The following is a 16002-nucleotide window of genomic DNA, read 5'->3' on the forward strand; positions in this document are numbered from 1 at the left end:
GCCGATGCGCCAAAACCGTCCCGTCGCCGTGCTCGGTGGCGTGCGTATTCCCTTCTGCCGGCAGAACACCGCTTATGCGGACGTCGGCAATCTGGGCATGTCGGTGCGCACGCTGGGGGCGCTGGTCGAGAAGTTCGGCCTGCACGGCCAGCAGCTCGGCGAAGTGGCGATGGGCGCGGTGATCAAGCACAGCAGCGACTGGAACCTGGGCCGCGAAGCCGCGTTGTCCTCGGGCCTGTCGCCGCTGACGCCGGGCATCACCCTGCAGCGCGCCTGCGGCACCTCGCTGGATTCGATCATCACCATCGCGAACAAGATCGCGGTCGGCCAGATCGAGGCCGGCATCGGCGGCGGTTCGGACACCACCTCGGACGTGCCGATCGTCTACGGACGCAGCCTGCGCCGACGCCTGCTGCAGGCCGCCCGCGCGCGCACGACCAAGGACAAGATCGCCGCGTTCAAGGGCTTTCACTTGCGCGAGCTCAAGCCCGAGTTCCCCGGCGTGGCCGAGCCGCGCACCGGCAAGAGCATGGGCGATCACTGCGAGGACATGGCCAAGCAGTGGAACATCTCGCGCGATTCGCAGGACGAATGGGCGCTGTCCTCGCACCAGAAACTCGGCGCGGCTTACGAGCGCGGGTTCTTCGACGATCTGGTGGTGAGTTTCCGCGGCGTCGCGCGCGACAACATCCTGCGCACCGACAGCAGCCTGGAAAAACTGGCGACGCTGAAGCCGGCGTTCGACAAGACTTCCGGCCGCGGCACCCTGACCGCGGCCAACTCCACGCCGTTGACCGACGGCGCCGCGGCCTGCCTGCTGGCGTCGGAAGAATGGGCGCGGGCGCATAACCACGAAGTGCTGTGCTACCTGCGCGACGCGCAGGTGGCGGCGGTCGATTTCGTCCACGGCGAAGGCCTGCTGATGGCGCCGACCGTGGCGGTGCCGGAGATGCTCAAGCGCAACGGCCTGACCTTGCAGGATTTCGACATCTACGAAATCCACGAAGCTTTCGCCGCGCAGGTGCTGTGCACGCTGCGCGCGTGGGAGAGCGAGGAATACTGCAAGACCCGCCTGGGCCTGGACGCGCCGCTGGGGCGCATCGATCCGGCCAAGATCAATCCGAACGGTTCCTCGCTGGCGGCGGGCCATCCCTTCGCCGCGACCGGCGCGCGCATCGTCGCCACCGCGGCGAAGGAATTGCAACAGCGCGGCGGCGGCCGCTGCCTGATCTCGATCTGCACCGCCGGCGGCATGGGCGTGGTGGCGATTCTGGAGCGTTGATCTCGCAAGCCACCCAAGGTGACTTCCTTTGGGGCGTGGGAGAAGGTGTCCGCAGAGCCCGCCCCCGCGAAGGCGGGGATGAGGGAGGCGCCGTGAACGGCAATCTCGCGTGCCCTCACCCCAGCCCTCTCCCGCAAGCGGGAGAGGGAGTAGATGAGCTGAGGTCGTCGCAGCATCAGCCCCCTGCCGGTCCTCCGCGGCTCTGCCCCGCGATGTACTCCGGCGGCCAGCCCGGCGGTGTGGTGCCTTTCTCCTTCATCTGTATCGCCAACTCGGCTTCCAGCATCCACTGCTGCTCGGCGTAGCCCGGATTGCCGGCCAGATTGATGTTCTGCTGCGGATCGGCCGACAGGTCGTACATCTCCCAATCGCCGCCCTGGCTCTGCGCGCCGGTGGCGGGCACGTAGATCGCGTACAGCCATTGCGATGAGCGGATCGCGCGGATCACGCTCGGGCCGCCCTGGGTCATGTCGTCGTAGGTGTAGTGGACGTAGTCCTGCACCGAATCGCTGCTGCCTTCCAGCACCGTGCTCAGATCGGCGCCGACCAGATCGGGAAATTGCGAACTCACGTTCAGCAGGCTCGCCAAGGTCGGCAGCAGATCCACCGAACTCGCCAGCGCCTGGGTCTGCGCGCCCTGCGGCCACGCGATCGGGTTGGAGAACAGCAGCGGCACGTGGATCGCTTCGTCGTAGGCGTTGACGAATTTCTCCACCATGCCGTGCGACAGGCCCAGTTCGCCGTGATCGGCGAAACGCACGATCAGCGTCTGGTTCGTTTGCTCGGTGCTCATCGCGTTGAGGATCTGCAGGATCTGCGAATCCACGTATTCGACCAGATACGCGTAGAAATCCACGAAGTCCTGCTCGCTGGCGCCGCTGCCGCCGCTCATCTTGGCGAAAGTGTAGTTGGCCTGCGCGCGCGGCTTGCTCGACAGGTTTTCGTTTGAATTGGCCGGAATCGGTGCGCCGGTCGCGGTGTAGTCCAAGGCGTTGTAGAAGGTCGAGGCCTGATTCATGTAGCCCAGGTGCGAGTCGTGCGGGTTCACCAGCGACACCACCAGGCAATACGGCGAGGCCGGCGGATCGGCCAGGAACGCCAGCGCATCGGCGAGGTAGCGCTGATCGTTGCGATTGGTCGCGGCCGGCGCGGCGTCCAGGGTGCCGCCGCCCAGGTAGGTCGGGCCCAGGCTCAGTCCGGCGTCTTCCGGGTCCCAGGTCGAAAATCCCCACGGCTGCAGGTCGGCGCTGGTCGAGCCCGGCTCTTCGCCACCGAGCAGATGCCACTTGCCGATCCAGTAGCAACCGTAGCCGGCGGCGTTCAGCACGCTGGCCAGATTCGGGAACTTGGACGGCGCCGGCAGCGGTTGCCCGCCGGTCTGGGTGCAGCCGGTGACGATGGGGTATTGGCTGGTCAGGAAAGTCGCGCGGCTGGGCGAACACATGCACGCGCCGGTGAAGGCGTTGGCGAAGTCCAGGCCTTGCCCGGCCAGTTTCTGCATCGCCGGCATCGCCGCGGCCAGGGTCGGCTGGTAGGACGCCGGCCATTGCGCGAGGCTGCGCTGCTGGTCGGTGATGATCAGCAGCAGGTTGGGCCGGTTACCGTCGGCGAACAGATCGCTCAGGGCCATGATGTCGCTCCGTGGGAATGCAGTTACGAACGCGAAGCGGGCGACGGGGAGGACTGCGATCGCATCGCGTCGGCGCCGGGCTTGAGGCAATATGTGCGCTCCGTCACGACAAGGATCTGTCATGCGCCGCCTGACCGCGTTCGCCTTCACCCTCGCCCTGAGCCTGTCGCCGCTGGCGGCCCCGGCGATGACCTTCATGGATGTCCAGGTGACCTGCCCGATCGACGGCAAGCCCTTCCCCGCGCGGGTGATGGGTTCGGGCACCTCCTTCGGCATGTATTTCGACCACCAGCGCTTCGGCGCGATCGCCTCGCCGGCGCCGTTGCCGGCGTGTCCGGGCAGCGGTTTCATCGTCGACGACAACGCGCGCAAGTACAGCCAGAGCGAACTGACCCGACTGCGCGCGTTCGTCGAATCGGCCGACTACCGCGGCTGGGTCGCCAACGACACGCCGTATTACCGGCTGGCCAAGCAGATGGCGTTCCTGGGCGAGCCCGAGGATGAGATCGCCGGCGTGGTGCTGGCCGCGACCTGGGAAGCCGGCCCGCGTTATTCGCGCTACGCCGCCGAAGCGCTGGCGCTGTGGCAGCGCCGCGCCTTGCGCGATGCCGGCCGGCAGGACGCCTACGCCGCGCGCATGCTGGTCGGCGAACTGCAGCGCCGGCTCGGCCGTTTCGACGAGGCCCGGGCGACCTTCGACGGTTTGCGCGCCGATCGCGCGTTTCCCGGCAAGCAGGACGATGCGGAAACTGCGGCGTACATGCGCAAGGTGGTCGATGCGCAGTTGCAGTTGATCCGGGCGCGCAGCACGGCGCATGCGCGTCTGGATGAGGATGGCGAGATCGTGGATTTCTGAGGGCTCTTCAAAGTCTCTGGAAAACAGAGGTGTCATTCCCGCGAAGGCGGGCTCCGCTTTCTTCAGCGGAGCCGACATCCAGGGCCTTTCGTGCGAGAACGTTTGAAGTCGCTGGATGTTCAGCTCCGCTGAAGTAAAGCGGAGCCCGCCTTCGCGGGAATGACGAGCAAGAAGGCGGATGCTCGAAACCCGATGCAAAGACTTTGAATAAGCGTTGAGGCTCTGCGTCGTCGTCGCCACCGCGTTCAAGCCAGACCGTGCGCCGTCTGACGTTGCGGTTCGTGTATCGCCACATCCGGCAAGGTTTGCAGCGGCGCGTGATCGCCGCGGCGTCCACGCATCGGGATGGATGCCGGCGCGGTCGAAGGCGCGGTCGTGCGCCTGTTGGAGATCGCGCGCCGGCAGATTCAAGGCGCGTTCGGGGCGGCCGCGCGCCAGTGCGAACGTCGCAGCTGCAGATCGCGGCCGATCAGATCGACGCTGAAGCTCGTTCAATCCCATCATGCGGTCGCCTTCCATGGTGTTGCGTCGTTGCCGGTGTCGCGTGAGTGCCGATCCAACCGGGCGCGAGTCCTGCGCGCGGATGCGGTGCCGGCCGTTGCGCGGCGTCTCGGCGCGTCGGCGCGGGTTTCGTGCGCTGCGCTCAGTGAGGAAACGGCTGCTTCCGGCACGATCGTCGCGGTGAGCGAAGGCCTTCGCCGCATCGCGACGATCGACCCGATACCCGACCGCCATAGCGATCCATCGCATCGCACTCCCCCCGCATTCACAAAAACCGGGACGCCAATCTGTGACCCCCATTGCCCGGGTTCATCAACTAGCCGCGTCGGCACGGTTGTTGTGCCTCCATTCGCGGTGGTACGGTCGATTCGCTGCAAACCATACGCAAACGTATCCATTCGTGCGGGACAGTCCTTGGGAGGGGACGAACTCATGCGCAAGATCAGTTCGTGGTCGATGTCGTGTCTGTTGTTGTGCGTGACCGCCGCGCCGGCGTTCGCGGGCGGATTCACCGGCAGTTACCAGCGCATTCCCGGCTGGGACGGCGCTGAAATGGGCGCCTTCGTGATGGTGCCCAAGGACCAGGGCGCCGGTCCGTTCCCGCTGCTGGTGATGCCGGCCAGTTGGGGCGCGCCGAATCTGGAATACGTCGGCCGCGGCACCGCGCTCGCCGGCAAGGGCTATGTGGTCGTCAGCTACACCTCGCGCGGGTTCTACGACTCGGCCGGGCAGATCGACATCGCCGGGCCGGGCACGGTCGAGGACGTCAGCTCGGTCATCGACTGGGCGCTGGCGCATACGCCGTCGGACCCGGGCAAGATCGGCGCCAGCGGCATTTCCTACGGCGCCGGCATCAGCCTGCTGGCGGCCGAGCGCGATCCGCGCATCAAGGCGGTCGCCGCGCTCAGCGGCTGGGCCGATCTGGAGGCTTCGCTGTACGCCAACCGCACCGTCAGCCAACAGGGCACGGCCCTGCTGGTGGTGGCCGGCGCGTTGACCGGGCGGCCGGGACCGGAGTTGGCCGGCGCGACCGCGCGCATCGCCCTCGGCGACTTCGACGGCGCCGTCGCCGGCCTGTTGCCGGTCGTGCCGCAGCGCAGCCCGGCCACCGAGGCGGCCGCGCTCAACCGCAACGGCACCGCGGTGCTGCTGGCCAACGCCTTCAACGACAGCCTGTTTCCGCCGGGCCAGTACATCGATTTCTACAACGGCCTCAGCGGTCCCAAGCAGCTGCTTTTCAGCCATGGCGATCACGCCACGGTCGAAGCGCCGGGCGCGCTGGGCCTGCCCAACGAGATCTACGACGCGGCCGGACGCTGGTTCGATCGCTACCTCAAGGGCGCGGCCAACGGGGTCGAACGCGAACCGGCGGTGCGGCTGAAATCGCAGGACGGCGACTGGCGCGGCTACGCCGACTGGAACGCGGTCCAGCGCGGCGCGACGGTGTTCGCACTGAGCCGGCCCAGCGGCCTGCTCGCGCCGACCGGCGACCTGCAGAGCGCGCCGAGCACCGGTTGGAACCACACCATCCTGACCGGCCTGCCGACCCTGGCCGATTCCGGCCTGGCCTTCATCAGCGGCTTCCTGCAATCGGTGCAGGTCGCGCCGCAGGCATCGATTCCGCTGGTCGCGCGCGCCGGCGCCGGCGTCTGGCAGACGCCGATCTACTGGACCGGCAAACAGCTCAGCGGCATGCCGCAGCTGCATGTCACGGTCACCCCGAGCCAGAGCGAGGTCACCTTGTTTGCGTATCTGTACAGCGTGGACCTGCTCGGCAACGGCTCGCTGCTGAGCCACAAACCGTACTCGCTGCGCGGCGCCCGCCCCGGAGTCGCCCAGAGCGTGGATCTGCGCTTGGAAGCGACCAGTTGGGATATTCCGGCCGGACGCCGGTTGGTGCTGGTGGTCGATACCACCGATCCGCGTTACACCAGCGCCAGCACGATCGGCGGCACGGTGAGCTTCAGCTCGCCGGCGTCCAATCCTTCGACGTTGACGGTGCCGTTGCGTTGAGTCCGGTTCTTCCGCGATGCGAATAACGACGGCGCCCGAGGGGCGCCGTCTTCGTCGGCAGTCCCGATCCGCTGAGCGGGGCCGAATTCCGTTTCATCAGGACCGAGCTGGAGTTGTCGCAAAAGATGCTCGGCCAATTGCTGGGCTGCAACGAGCAAGCGGTGGCGCGTTGGGAAAAGGGGCGCTCCAAGGTGGATGCGCCGGCCGAGCGTTTGCTGCGCTTGTTCTACAAGCAGGCCAAGCTGGGCGAAAAGAAACTGGCGGTTGCGCTCGAGTCGCTGCAGGAACTCGAATCCACGCCGCCCGCGCCGAGAAAATTCGTGGCGAGCGAAAAAGACGCCAGCTGGAGCGCCCGTTCGGAACGGATACGGGCCTGATCCGGCGGTCTTCGAACGCAGGCCCCGTATCGCGACGGGGCTTTTCTTGCGCGGTGGATCAACCGCGCAAGCGCGGCATCCCGAACTCGTCGCGTTCTTCCGTCACCGCTTCGTCGAACAGCTTCTGCCGCAGATCGCGGCCCGGCAGTTCGGTGGTCGCTTCGCCGCGCGCGGCGCGCAGGGCGTTGAGGTAGCTCAGGCGCGCGCGGCTTTCGTCGCCGACCTGGGCGAAGCCGTGGCCGAGTTCTTCCCAGGCTTCGCTGTGGGCGCCCTGGGCCAGCGCGCGGTGCAGATAGGCTTCGGCCTGCGGCCACTGGCCTTGCGCGCGGGCGATGCGCGCCAGGCTCAGCAACAAGCCGGGGCTGCCCGAATGAGTGGCCAGCCAGCGCTCGGCCTGGGTGCGGCGCGCGTCGAGGCGGCCGATCGGCAGGCGGCCGTACAACGCGGCCAGCGATTCGTCCCAGCGCGCGTCCAGGGCCTGTTCCAGGCTCTTGGCCGCGGCTTCTTCCCAACGCAGCGCGGCGGCGCGTTCGGCGTAGGCGGCGACCGCGGCCGGATCGGTCTTCAACGGCTTGGGCAGCCGTTCCCAATGATCGGCCAGCACGTTGGCGTCGGCGGCTTCGCGCAGGGCGGCTTCGGCCCAGGCGGCTTCGAGACGGCTCAACTGATCGGCCGGCCATGCGTTTTGCTGGCGCAGCGAACCGAGCAGGCCGTAGGCCTCGCCGGCGCGGCCGAGCGCGGCCAGGGCCTGCGCGCGCAGCGCCAGTCCGCGCGGCGGCAGCGGTTGGGCGTTGGGCGCGTCGAGCGCGGCCAGCGCATCGGCGGGGCGTTGCTCCGACAGCGCCAACTCGGCGACGGTCAGCGCGCGCGCGACCGGATGATCGTCGGCCAGCGCATCCAGATGCTGCGCCTGGGCGGCGGCATCGCCGCGCGCGGCGGCGGCGCGGGCGGCGCCGATGCCGGCGATCGCGGCCACGTCGCGATTGCTCGCGGCCAGCGCCAGCGATTTCTCGGCGCGGCTCCAGTGGCCCTGGTGCAGCGCGTCCAGGCCGTCGATCAAACGCGCGCGCGCCTGCTTCTTGCGGCGCCGGCGCATCGCCACGAACGGCAGGCTCAGCACCTTCCACACCAGCCACAACGCCAGCAGGGCGCCGATCAGCATCAGCAGCGCCTTGGGCAGGTTGGTCAGATAGTTGACGCCGCCGTAGGTCACCACGACCTTGCCCGGATCCTGCACCAACAGTTGCGCCGCCAGCGCGCCGACCAGCGCGAGCACGATCCAGAACAACAGATTGCGGAACAGATTCATCGCGGCGACTCCTTAAGCCCGATCAGCGCGCAGGGGGATAGCCCGATCAATGGGCCGTGCGCAGCTGGCGCAACTGCTGCAGTGTGGTGCCGAGGGTCGGAACCGAGAGTGAAAGCGGCAGCACGGCCAGTTCTCGCAGCGCGGCGAGCTGGCGCTCTTGCGCCGGCGACGGCGCCGACAGGCGCTGCAGCCAGCGCTCGGCGCGCTTGAGCGCGACGCGGTAACCGGCGACGTCGCGGCGCTCGGCGGCGGCGCGCGCCAGCGAGATTTCCAGTTGCAGCCCGGCCAGCGCGGCGGCGCGGTCGCTGGGATGCGAGGCGACGGTGCGATCGACCGGCTGGGTTTCGATCAGGCTGCCGAACGCGCGCTGCCACCACGGCGCCGGCGCCGGCGCGGCCTGCCTGGTGGTTTCTTCCGGCAGCGTCAGGGTCTGCGCGAGCGCGTCGAGCTTGGCCATCGTCTGCATGCGCGGTTCGATGCCCAGTTCCTTGAGCGCGGCGGTTTCCTGCAGCAGGGTCTGGCGCAGGCTCAGATAGGCCGGATCGTCGATGCCGTCGAGCACGCCGCCGGCCAGCGCGTAGGCGCGGCGCGCGCCTTCCAGGTCGCCGGCGATCAGCAGGCGCTGCTGGCCCAGGGTCAGCAGCAGCTCGGTTTCGTCCAGGCGCATGGCCTGGGCGCCGTGGCGGTCGGGATCGGCGAGCTTGGACACGCTGTCCTCGATCAGCGCCGCGCGCTGGCCGATGCCGTGCAGTTCGTCGCGCAGCACGCGGTTGGTGCTGTCGGCCTGGACGATGCGGCGGTTCTGCGCTTCCTGGTTGGTGCGCAGGGTGTCCACGCGCTGGTCCAGTGCTTCCAGGCGCTGGTCGGCGCCGGCGGCGGCTTCGCGCTCGCGGATCTGGCGATGCTGCCATTCGCGCCAGCCGTACCAGCCGCCGCCGCCGGCGATCAGCAGCACGATCAACAGCCACAGCCAGGCGTTGGAGCCGCGGCGCGGGGCGGGGGAGGCGGACGGGGGAATGGACACGGTATCGAATGGTTCGCTCATGACCCGGTCATGCTACCGGATGCAGGCATCAAGACAGTCTTGACGCGGTCCGCTTTCGCGCATCGATCGCCTGTGCGCCCGGGCCGCGCGTCGGCCCGGATCGGCGGTGGATGCGCGCGGGTCCGGTCGGGCGGGCGATCGAGCGGTTTCGGACCGAACCCGCCGGCTCATCCCCCCAGCGCGTCGCCGTAGCCGGCCAGCAACTGCGCCGCGCCGGGACCGGCGGCGATGCCGATGTCGCTGAAGCCCATCTCGCGCGCCAGCCCGGCCAGGCGTTCGCTGGCCGCGCTCACGCGCACGCCGCGCAGGCGTTCGAGCGCTGGCGCCGGCAATTGCGCCAGCACGCGGCGCAAGGCCTCGGCGCTGGACAAGGCCAGCACCGCGGGCGCGTCGAGCGCGATCAGCCGCGCGACTTCGCCGCGCGCCAGCGTCGCCGGTTCGCGCACATAGATGTCGGCGCGCAACACGCGCGCGCCGCGCGCCTGCAACGCCGGCGCGAGCACGCCGCGTCCGCCGGGCGCGGTCAGCAGGCCGAGCGATGCGCCGTCGAAATTCTGCAACTGCGGCAGCGCGAGCAGACCTTCGCTGTCCATGCGTTCGGGCGCGATCGCGTTGTCGATGCCGAACTCGGCCAACGCCGCCGCGGTCGCGGCGCCGACCGCGTACCAGGCTTGTCCCGGCAACGGCAACGCGGGCCATGCATGCGCATCCGTATGCGCATGACGACGTTGGTGTGCGAACAGATCGCGCAAAGCGCGCACCGCGTTTGGACTGGTCACCACCACGCGCGGCGCTTGCAACGCCGCGGCCAATGCATCGCGCGCGTCCTGAGTGTTCTGCGTGCGGATCGACCAAGGCGACAAGGCAATCAATGCGCCGCCGTATTGCGAAACGATGTGGCGCAAGTCTTCGTGCTCGTCGCTAGGTCGCAACGAGATCACGTACCATCGCGGCGGTCGCAGCGGCTCGCGGCTCATGCGATCAGCTTCGCACAGCGCCTGCATCGATGGCAGCTGCGAACGGTCGCGGTGTCATCCAGATTGCGTTACATGCCTTCGCCATCGAATTCCCCCACTGACAGTCAGCCGTTCCCGATGAGTCCACACGACGCCCTGCAACGCCTCCATCAACATTACCAATCCATGCCGCCGGTGGCGGCGATGCAAGTCAGCATCGCCGGCTACGACGGCAAGCGCCTGCAACTGCATGCGCCGCTGTCGCACCACATCAACGACAAGGGCTGCGCCTTCGGCGGCAGTCTGGCCTCGATGATGACCCTGGCCTCCTGGGGCGTGGTGTCGCTGGGGATCGAACAAGCCGATCTGCGCGCGGAAGTGTTCGTCGCCGACAGCCAGATCCGCTACCTGGCGCCGCTGTTCGCCGATCTGGACGTGCACGCCGAGCTGGCCCCCGACGCCGACTGGCGCAGCTTCCTGACCACCCTGCGCGAACGCGGCCGCGCCCGCACCGCGCTGATCGCGCGCGCGCTGCTGCCCGAAGGCGGGGTCGCGACCGAGTTCACGGCCCGCTACGTGGCCATCGCTAAGCCCTGACGCGGCAGGTACGATGCACGCCGAACGTTCCCTCCGCCGGAGTCCGCGATGCGTCTGCTGAAATTCGTGCTGCTGTCCTGCCTGTTCGCGCTCGCCCTGGCCGGTTGCCAGACCACCGGCACCCAGAACAACAAGATCACCGAGCAGCAATACGCCTACTCGGCGGCGATCCGCTGGGGCGATTTCGAGGGCGCTGTGAACATGATCAAGCCCGAGTTGCGCGCCAAGCTGGCGCCAACGCCGATGCAACTGGAGCGTTACAAGCAGATCCAGGTCTCCGGCTACAACGACGTCGGCACCGAGATGGACAAGGCCAAGGGCACCGCGGTGCGCCTGATCAACATCGGCGTGATCAACCGCCACACCCTGGCCGAGCGCAGCGTGCGCTACACCGAGGCCTGGGAATGGGACCCGGAGGTCAAGGTCTGGTGGCTGATCAGCGGTCTGCCGGATTTCTGGGAAGGGCAGTGAAGGCTGAGGAGTGAGGAATGAGGGAAAGCCGAGCCCGGCTCAGGCCCCTACTCACTCCTCTTAACTCGATAAAGGCTCAGGAGTGAGGGCGCGGGAGTGAGAAACGAGGAAAAGCCGGACCCGGCTCTGGCTCTTACTCACTCCTCTTAACTCGTTTCTAGCTCCAGCCCCCCGGCCCGCCGGCCGCTCTTTTGCGCCGCAGCGCGCCCTGGGCGACAATCGCCGCCCCGCGTGGGCCGTGCCGGCCCCGCCCCGATTCGCCCTGTGCGTGAGTCCCGATCCCGTGAGCTTTGATGAACTGCTGGCATTCGCCGGCCGCCACATGTACCTGTCGCTGGGCCTCGTCGGCCTGACCGTGGCACTGATCTACACCGAAATCGCACGTCTGTTTCGCGGCTACAAGGCCCTGCGCCCGGCCGAACTGACGGCGCTGATCAACCGCGACAACGCCCTGGTGATCGACCTGTCGGCCAGCGGCGAGTTCGAAAAAGGCCACATCGCCGGCAGCCGCTCGGTCCAGATCAGCCAGTTCGATCCGGAGAGCAAGCTGCTGGCCAACGCCAAGCAACTGCCGGTGGTCGCGGTCTGCCGCACCGGCCAGGCCTCGGCCGATGCGGCCAAGCGCCTCAAGAAGGCCGGGTTCGAGCAGGTCTATTGGCTCGAAGGCGGCATCCAGGCCTGGCAGCAGGCCGAACTGCCGCTGGTGAAAGGCCGCAACTGAGTCCGATCGTGTCGCGCCGCCGCCATCGCCGGCCGGTAGCGTGACCGCGGCCGCCGATCTCGTGCCTTGCGCCGGGTCTTGCTGAAACTGACTCGGCGCCACGGCGCGTCAGGCAACACCGTTTTGTGCGGCGGTCCGTCCCGGCCCTTGATTGGGCGCCGGCCCGCCTCAATCCAGATCGTTCGCGGCCGATCCACGCTGCAAGCGCTTAGGCCTGGCCGTTTGGTCCCGCCAAGCGCGAGCGGGCATAATCGGCCTCACTACCGAATTTCATTCCGCTGGGGGAGTTACCCGATGTCCGAAGAAAACGTCAACGGCGCCGCCGCGCCGGCCGAAGCCGCAACCGGCCCCGCGTTCACCGTCGAAAAGATTTACGTCAAGGACGTCTCCTTCGAGGTACCCAACGCCCCGGCGGTGTTCGCCGAAGCCGCGCAGCCGCAGCTGCAGCTCAACCTGTCGCAGAACGTGCAGCGCGTGGGCGACAACGCGTATGAAGTCGTGCTCGGCGTGACCCTGACCTGCACCGCCAACGACAAGCCGATGTACCTGGCCGAAGTGAAGCAGGCCGGCGTGTTCGGCCTGATCGGCTTCGACGGCCAGACCCTGGACGCGATGCTCGGCACCCACTGCCCGAACGTGCTGTATCCCTACGCGCGCCAGCTCGTCAGCGACCTGATCCAGGCCGGCGGCTTCCCGCCGTTCTTCCTGCAGCCGATCAACTTCGATGCGCTCTACGCCGAAGGCCTGCGCCAGCGCGGCCAGGGCGGCGAGAGCCTCGCCGACGCGGAAACCGCCGGCAACGCCTGAGCTTTGAACCCAAGGGCCGCACAGCGCGCATGAGTTCGCAGACCACGACCCCGTCCAAGCCGCGCATCGCGGTATTGGGCGCTGGCTCCTGGGGCACCGCGCTTGCGGCCCTGATCGCCCGCCACGGTCATCCGACCGTGCTGTGGGGCCGCGACGCCGACGGCGCCGCGGCCATCGATACCCGACATGAAAACCCGCGTTATCTGCCGGGCATCGCCTTACCCGAATCGCTGCGCGCGACCACCGACCTGGCCACCGCGTTGAAAGACGCCGACCTGGTGCTGGTGGTCGTGCCCTCGCACGCCTTCGCCCAGACCTTGCGCATGCTCGCGCCGTACCGGCCCGCGCACGCCGGCGTGGCCTGGGCGACCAAGGGCTTCGAGCCCGGCAGCGGCCGCTTCCTGCACGAAGTCGCGGAAGAAGTGCTCGGCGCCGACGTGCCGCTGGCCGTGGTCACCGGGCCGTCGTTCGCGAAGGAAGTCGCGCAAGGCCTGCCGACCGCGTTGACCGTGCACTCCGATAACGCCGACTTCGCCCAGGCCGTGGCCGATGCGCTGCACGGTCCGGCGTTCCGCGCCTACACCGGCGACGACATGCTCGGCGCCGAACTCGGCGGCGCGATGAAGAACGTACTCGCGGTCGCCACCGGCGTCGCCGACGGCATGCAGCTCGGCCTCAACGCGCGCGCCGGCCTCATCACCCGCGGCCTCAACGAAATGCTGCGCCTCAACCAGGCCATCGGCGGCCAGCCGGAAACCCTGATGGGACTGGCCGGGCTCGGCGATCTGGTGCTGACCTGCACCGGCGATCTGTCGCGCAACCGCCGCCTGGGCCTGGCGCTCGGACGCGGCCAGTCGATCGAGGACGCGGTGCGCGAAATCGGCCAGGTGGTCGAATCGGTGCAGACCGCCGACGAAGTCATGCGCCAGGCCGAACGCCACGGCATCGAACTGCCGATCTCCAACGCGGTGCGCGCCGTGCTGCACGGTGAAATCACGCCATCCGACGGCTTGCGCAAGCTGCTTTCGCGCGAACAGAAACCCGAGTATCCGACCGACCTGTTCGGTTGAGCCGCGCCGCCCAGCTCTTTTATTGCCGTGACCGGCCGCGCCGGCATCGCCGGCCATGCCTCGCCTGAACAGGCGCAAGCGCGCGTTTTTGCGCCGGTTTGTCTGGTTTGCCGCGGCGCTTTCGTTCAAGCTCAAACACACCGCCCGTCCGACCACGCTCCGCGCGGCCGCCGCGGGCCGGTCGCCGGCGCGCATCCCCGCCGCTGGCGGTCTCGCGCGTGGATGGAGCGTCTTATGTGGAAGAGATCGATGGCGCTGCTCGCCTTGTTTCCTTTCGTCGCCGCATGCACAGGAGTGGACATGAAGCCCAGCTACACCAAGAAGAACGTCGAGCCGGTGGTCGTGCGCAAACTGGCCGACGACCAGATCAGCCTGCGCTACCACGTGTTCCCGGAAAGCTCGTACTACTCCGGCGGCGTCAACTACGAAGCCAGCGGCGACACCTTGAAGGTCGTCATCGACCGCTGCGGCATCAGCGACAAGTGCGCGCCGATGGCCAAGACGCTGATTCCGCTCGACGACAAGTGGGAAGCCGAAGTGCATTTGCCCTATCGCGGCGGCAAGGTCGTGCTGGTGCATGCCGACGCCGAGGAACAGGTTTTTCCCTGAGGCCGGGCGCCGTCACGCCTGATCCGGAGTCCGCAATAGCCCGATCCGATCGATGGAGCGAACGAACATGGCCGGTCCCGACAAACCCATATTGGGCATCCACACCAACGCCGGCGAAGGCGCGGGCCTGACCGACGGTCACGCCTGGGTGTCGATCACCCGCAATGGCCAGACCGAGTACTACGGTCTGTGGCCCAACGAACACCCGCGCTTCGCCAACGAAAATCCGCACCCGGAAAGCAACATCCGCAAGGACATCGAAAAAGGCTTTCCGGCCGCGGCGAGCCGCTATTTCGAGCTCACCCCCGAGCAGGAAAAGAAGTTCGATGCCGCGCTGAAGGAAAAGGTGGAGTGGGGCTACACCAACACCTGCGCCTCCTGGGCCAGCGACGTCACCGAGAAAACCACCGGCCAGCGCGTCAGCGCCAGCGAACTGCTCGGCGTGACCGGCACGCCGCGACAGTTGTACGAAAGCATCCAGGAACTGGAAAAGAAGCAGCCGACCGCGCCCGACAAGGGCGCGCCGCCGATCAAGCCCGGACAGGGATCGAGTTCGCTGTCGGCCAACGACACGCCCGCCGGTCCCCTGGGCAACGCGCAGGACAACGCCATCTATCAGGCGATCCGCGCCAAGGCGCCGGGCGACGTGCCCGATGCGGCGGTGGCCTATGCCGTGCTCAAGGCGCAGCAGGACGCCGGCGTGGCCAAGCCGGGCGACATCGGCGAGGTCGCGGTGCGCGACGGCAAGTTGTTCGTCGCCGGGCAAACCCCGGGCTTCGTCGCCGCGGTGGACATGAAGCAGCCGATTCCGGCGGCGGCCGAAGTCGATACCCAACTGGCCGCGCATCGTCAGGCGCAGGCGCCGCAGCTTGCGCAGGAACAGCAGCAACAACAACAGCAGACCTCGCAGCCCTCCTTCTCCAGGGCCTGAGCGCGACCGGCGCGGCGATCCGCGCCGCCTTCGCGACCTTCGCGCAAAAAAAAGAGCCCGGCTTTTCAGCCGGGCTCGATCGCGACGTTTCGGGGGAGAGAGAGAATCAATCGCGAGTGTTGCCGGGTTCTGCCGGTAGCGCTTTCTTAGAAGCTGAAGCGCGGGCCGACGAAGAACTCCTTCTCGCCGCCGTCGATGAACTTGGCGTCGGCGGTGATGCCCCAGTTCTGGTTGAACTTCACCAGGGTGCCGATGCGGCCGTAGAACTTGCCGTCGTAGTGCTTGTCGTAGTCCTGGTAACCGGCGAAGGCATAGCCTTCCCAGTTCGGGGTCAGCGAGCCGCGCACGCCGGCTTCGACGCTGCCGCCCTTGAGCTTGTCGCTGTAGCCGTAACCGAAGTCCGACTTGGCCTGCTCATAGGCGATGCGGGTGACCAGGTCCACGCGCTTGCTCAGTTCATGGTTGTAGCCCACGCCCACGCGCCAGGTGTCGACGTCGAAGCCCGGAACGCGAACCAGACCGCCGTTGAAGGGGTAGTTCCACGAATCGGTTTCCTGCTTGCTGTAGTTGCCGAAGACATGGAAGTTCGGCAGGAACGCGTAGGAACCGCCGATCGCCCAGCCGTCGGAATCGGCCTGGCTGTACTTCGCATCGGTCTTGGCGTAACCGGCTTCGGCGTAGTTGTACGAGATGCCTTCCGCGGCCGAAGCAGTGAACGGCAGCGCGGCGGCGAGGGTGAGGGCAAGCAATGCACGCTTCATAAAATTATCAACCTCTTATTGGTTTTATTCCGGTTCCACGCGCCTCGGGGATAAGGCGTCCATGTG

The 16002-nt window shown here is 67.8% G+C and carries 16 protein-coding genes; 11 read left to right on the forward strand and 5 right to left on the reverse strand.

The window, feature by feature from the left end:
- Positions 1–4: 4 nt before the first annotated feature.
- Complete coding sequence (locus J7J50_RS00970; protein ID WP_215057621.1) at positions 5–1282, forward strand: acetyl-CoA C-acetyltransferase; 1278 nt, start codon at positions 5–7, stop codon at positions 1280–1282.
- Between the two features lie 175 nt (positions 1283–1457).
- Here J7J50_RS00970 and J7J50_RS00975 read toward each other — a convergent pair whose 3' ends face one another.
- Positions 1458–2912, reverse strand: coding sequence for a sulfatase-like hydrolase/transferase (locus J7J50_RS00975; protein WP_215057620.1), 1455 nt, complete (start codon positions 2910–2912; stop codon positions 1458–1460).
- A gap of 121 nt (positions 2913–3033) precedes the next feature.
- Between J7J50_RS00975 and J7J50_RS00980 the strand changes: the two genes are divergently transcribed.
- The 3 genes from J7J50_RS00980 to J7J50_RS00990 all read left to right on the forward strand — a co-directional run bounded on the left by J7J50_RS00980 (position 3034) and on the right by J7J50_RS00990 (position 6659).
- Positions 3034–3768: a hypothetical protein gene (locus J7J50_RS00980; RefSeq protein WP_215057619.1), complete on the forward strand. Its 735-nt coding sequence runs from the start codon at positions 3034–3036 to the stop codon at positions 3766–3768.
- 933 nt (positions 3769–4701) lie between these two features.
- On the forward strand, positions 4702–6282 hold the full coding sequence (locus J7J50_RS00985) for a CocE/NonD family hydrolase (RefSeq protein WP_215057618.1): 1581 nt from the start codon (positions 4702–4704) through the stop codon (positions 6280–6282).
- A gap of 107 nt (positions 6283–6389) precedes the next feature.
- Positions 6390–6659 (forward strand): hypothetical protein, encoded by a 270-nt coding sequence (locus tag J7J50_RS00990; protein WP_285222300.1) that lies wholly within the window; start codon positions 6390–6392, stop codon positions 6657–6659.
- A gap of 58 nt (positions 6660–6717) precedes the next feature.
- Here the strand turns inward: J7J50_RS00990 and J7J50_RS00995 are convergent, their stop codons facing one another.
- The 3 genes from J7J50_RS00995 to J7J50_RS01005 form a co-directional block, all read right to left on the reverse strand.
- On the reverse strand, positions 6718–7968 hold the full coding sequence (locus J7J50_RS00995) for a heme biosynthesis HemY N-terminal domain-containing protein (RefSeq protein WP_215057616.1): 1251 nt from the start codon (positions 7966–7968) through the stop codon (positions 6718–6720).
- A 46-nt stretch (positions 7969–8014) separates the two neighbouring features.
- The gene (locus J7J50_RS01000) at positions 8015–9013 is read right to left on the reverse strand and encodes a uroporphyrinogen-III C-methyltransferase (RefSeq protein ID WP_215057615.1); all 999 of its coding nucleotides are present in this window, start codon (positions 9011–9013) and stop codon (positions 8015–8017) included.
- A 167-nt stretch (positions 9014–9180) separates the two neighbouring features.
- Positions 9181–9990, reverse strand: coding sequence for a uroporphyrinogen-III synthase (locus J7J50_RS01005; RefSeq protein WP_215057614.1), 810 nt, complete (start codon positions 9988–9990; stop codon positions 9181–9183).
- 117 nt (positions 9991–10107) lie between these two features.
- Between J7J50_RS01005 and J7J50_RS01010 the strand changes: the two genes are divergently transcribed.
- The 7 genes from J7J50_RS01010 to J7J50_RS01040 all read left to right on the forward strand — a co-directional run bounded on the left by J7J50_RS01010 (position 10108) and on the right by J7J50_RS01040 (position 15175).
- Positions 10108–10566 (forward strand): YiiD C-terminal domain-containing protein, encoded by a 459-nt coding sequence (locus J7J50_RS01010; protein WP_215057613.1) that lies wholly within the window; start codon positions 10108–10110, stop codon positions 10564–10566.
- A 48-nt stretch (positions 10567–10614) separates the two neighbouring features.
- Complete coding sequence (locus J7J50_RS01015) at positions 10615–11037, forward strand: hypothetical protein (RefSeq protein ID WP_251044380.1); 423 nt, start codon at positions 10615–10617, stop codon at positions 11035–11037.
- Positions 11038–11320: 283 nt separating this feature from the next.
- The gene (locus tag J7J50_RS01020; RefSeq protein WP_215057688.1) at positions 11321–11758 is read left to right on the forward strand and encodes a rhodanese-like domain-containing protein; all 438 of its coding nucleotides are present in this window, start codon (positions 11321–11323) and stop codon (positions 11756–11758) included.
- Positions 11759–12052: 294 nt separating this feature from the next.
- Positions 12053–12565: a protein-export chaperone SecB gene (secB, locus tag J7J50_RS01025; RefSeq protein ID WP_215057612.1), complete on the forward strand. Its 513-nt coding sequence runs from the start codon at positions 12053–12055 to the stop codon at positions 12563–12565.
- 29 nt (positions 12566–12594) lie between these two features.
- Positions 12595–13635 carry an NAD(P)H-dependent glycerol-3-phosphate dehydrogenase gene (locus J7J50_RS01030; RefSeq protein WP_057941297.1) on the forward strand — a complete coding sequence of 347 codons (1041 nt, stop codon included), beginning with the start codon at positions 12595–12597 and terminating at the stop codon, positions 13633–13635.
- Positions 13636–13869: 234 nt separating this feature from the next.
- A complete protein-coding gene (locus tag J7J50_RS01035) occupies positions 13870–14244 on the forward strand; it encodes a hypothetical protein (RefSeq protein ID WP_215062862.1) in 375 nt (124 codons plus the stop codon).
- A gap of 67 nt (positions 14245–14311) precedes the next feature.
- Positions 14312–15175 carry a hypothetical protein gene (locus tag J7J50_RS01040; RefSeq protein ID WP_215057610.1) on the forward strand — a complete coding sequence of 288 codons (864 nt, stop codon included), beginning with the start codon at positions 14312–14314 and terminating at the stop codon, positions 15173–15175.
- Positions 15176–15321: 146 nt separating this feature from the next.
- Here the strand turns inward: J7J50_RS01040 and J7J50_RS01045 are convergent, their stop codons facing one another.
- Positions 15322–15936: a diffusible signal factor-reguated Ax21 faimly protein gene (locus J7J50_RS01045; protein ID WP_215057609.1), complete on the reverse strand. Its 615-nt coding sequence runs from the start codon at positions 15934–15936 to the stop codon at positions 15322–15324.
- Positions 15937–16002: the final 66 nt, after the last annotated feature.

The sequence above is a fragment of the Lysobacter sp. ISL-50 genome (assembly GCF_018612875.1).
In the GTDB taxonomy this organism is placed as follows: Bacteria; Pseudomonadota; Gammaproteobacteria; order Xanthomonadales; family Xanthomonadaceae; genus Lysobacter.

Coding starts and splice junctions, on each gene's coding strand:
- J7J50_RS00970 (WP_215057621.1), top strand. CDS start 5: ATGCGCCAAAACCGTCCCGTCGCCGTGCTCGGTGGCGTGCGTATTCCC.
- J7J50_RS00975 (WP_215057620.1), bottom strand. CDS start 2,912: ATGGCCCTGAGCGATCTGTTCGCCGACGGTAACCGGCCCAACCTGCTG.
- J7J50_RS00980 (WP_215057619.1), top strand. CDS start 3,034: ATGCGCCGCCTGACCGCGTTCGCCTTCACCCTCGCCCTGAGCCTGTCG.
- J7J50_RS00985 (WP_215057618.1), top strand. CDS start 4,702: ATGCGCAAGATCAGTTCGTGGTCGATGTCGTGTCTGTTGTTGTGCGTG.
- J7J50_RS00995 (WP_215057616.1), bottom strand. CDS start 7,968: ATGAATCTGTTCCGCAATCTGTTGTTCTGGATCGTGCTCGCGCTGGTC.
- J7J50_RS01000 (WP_215057615.1), bottom strand. CDS start 9,013: ATGAGCGAACCATTCGATACCGTGTCCATTCCCCCGTCCGCCTCCCCC.
- J7J50_RS01005 (WP_215057614.1), bottom strand. CDS start 9,990: ATGAGCCGCGAGCCGCTGCGACCGCCGCGATGGTACGTGATCTCGTTG.
- J7J50_RS01010 (WP_215057613.1), top strand. CDS start 10,108: ATGAGTCCACACGACGCCCTGCAACGCCTCCATCAACATTACCAATCC.
- J7J50_RS01015 (WP_251044380.1), top strand. CDS start 10,615: ATGCGTCTGCTGAAATTCGTGCTGCTGTCCTGCCTGTTCGCGCTCGCC.
- secB (WP_215057612.1), top strand. CDS start 12,053: ATGTCCGAAGAAAACGTCAACGGCGCCGCCGCGCCGGCCGAAGCCGCA.
- J7J50_RS01030 (WP_057941297.1), top strand. CDS start 12,595: ATGAGTTCGCAGACCACGACCCCGTCCAAGCCGCGCATCGCGGTATTG.
- J7J50_RS01035 (WP_215062862.1), top strand. CDS start 13,870: ATGTGGAAGAGATCGATGGCGCTGCTCGCCTTGTTTCCTTTCGTCGCC.
- J7J50_RS01040 (WP_215057610.1), top strand. CDS start 14,312: ATGGCCGGTCCCGACAAACCCATATTGGGCATCCACACCAACGCCGGC.
- J7J50_RS01045 (WP_215057609.1), bottom strand. CDS start 15,936: ATGAAGCGTGCATTGCTTGCCCTCACCCTCGCCGCCGCGCTGCCGTTC.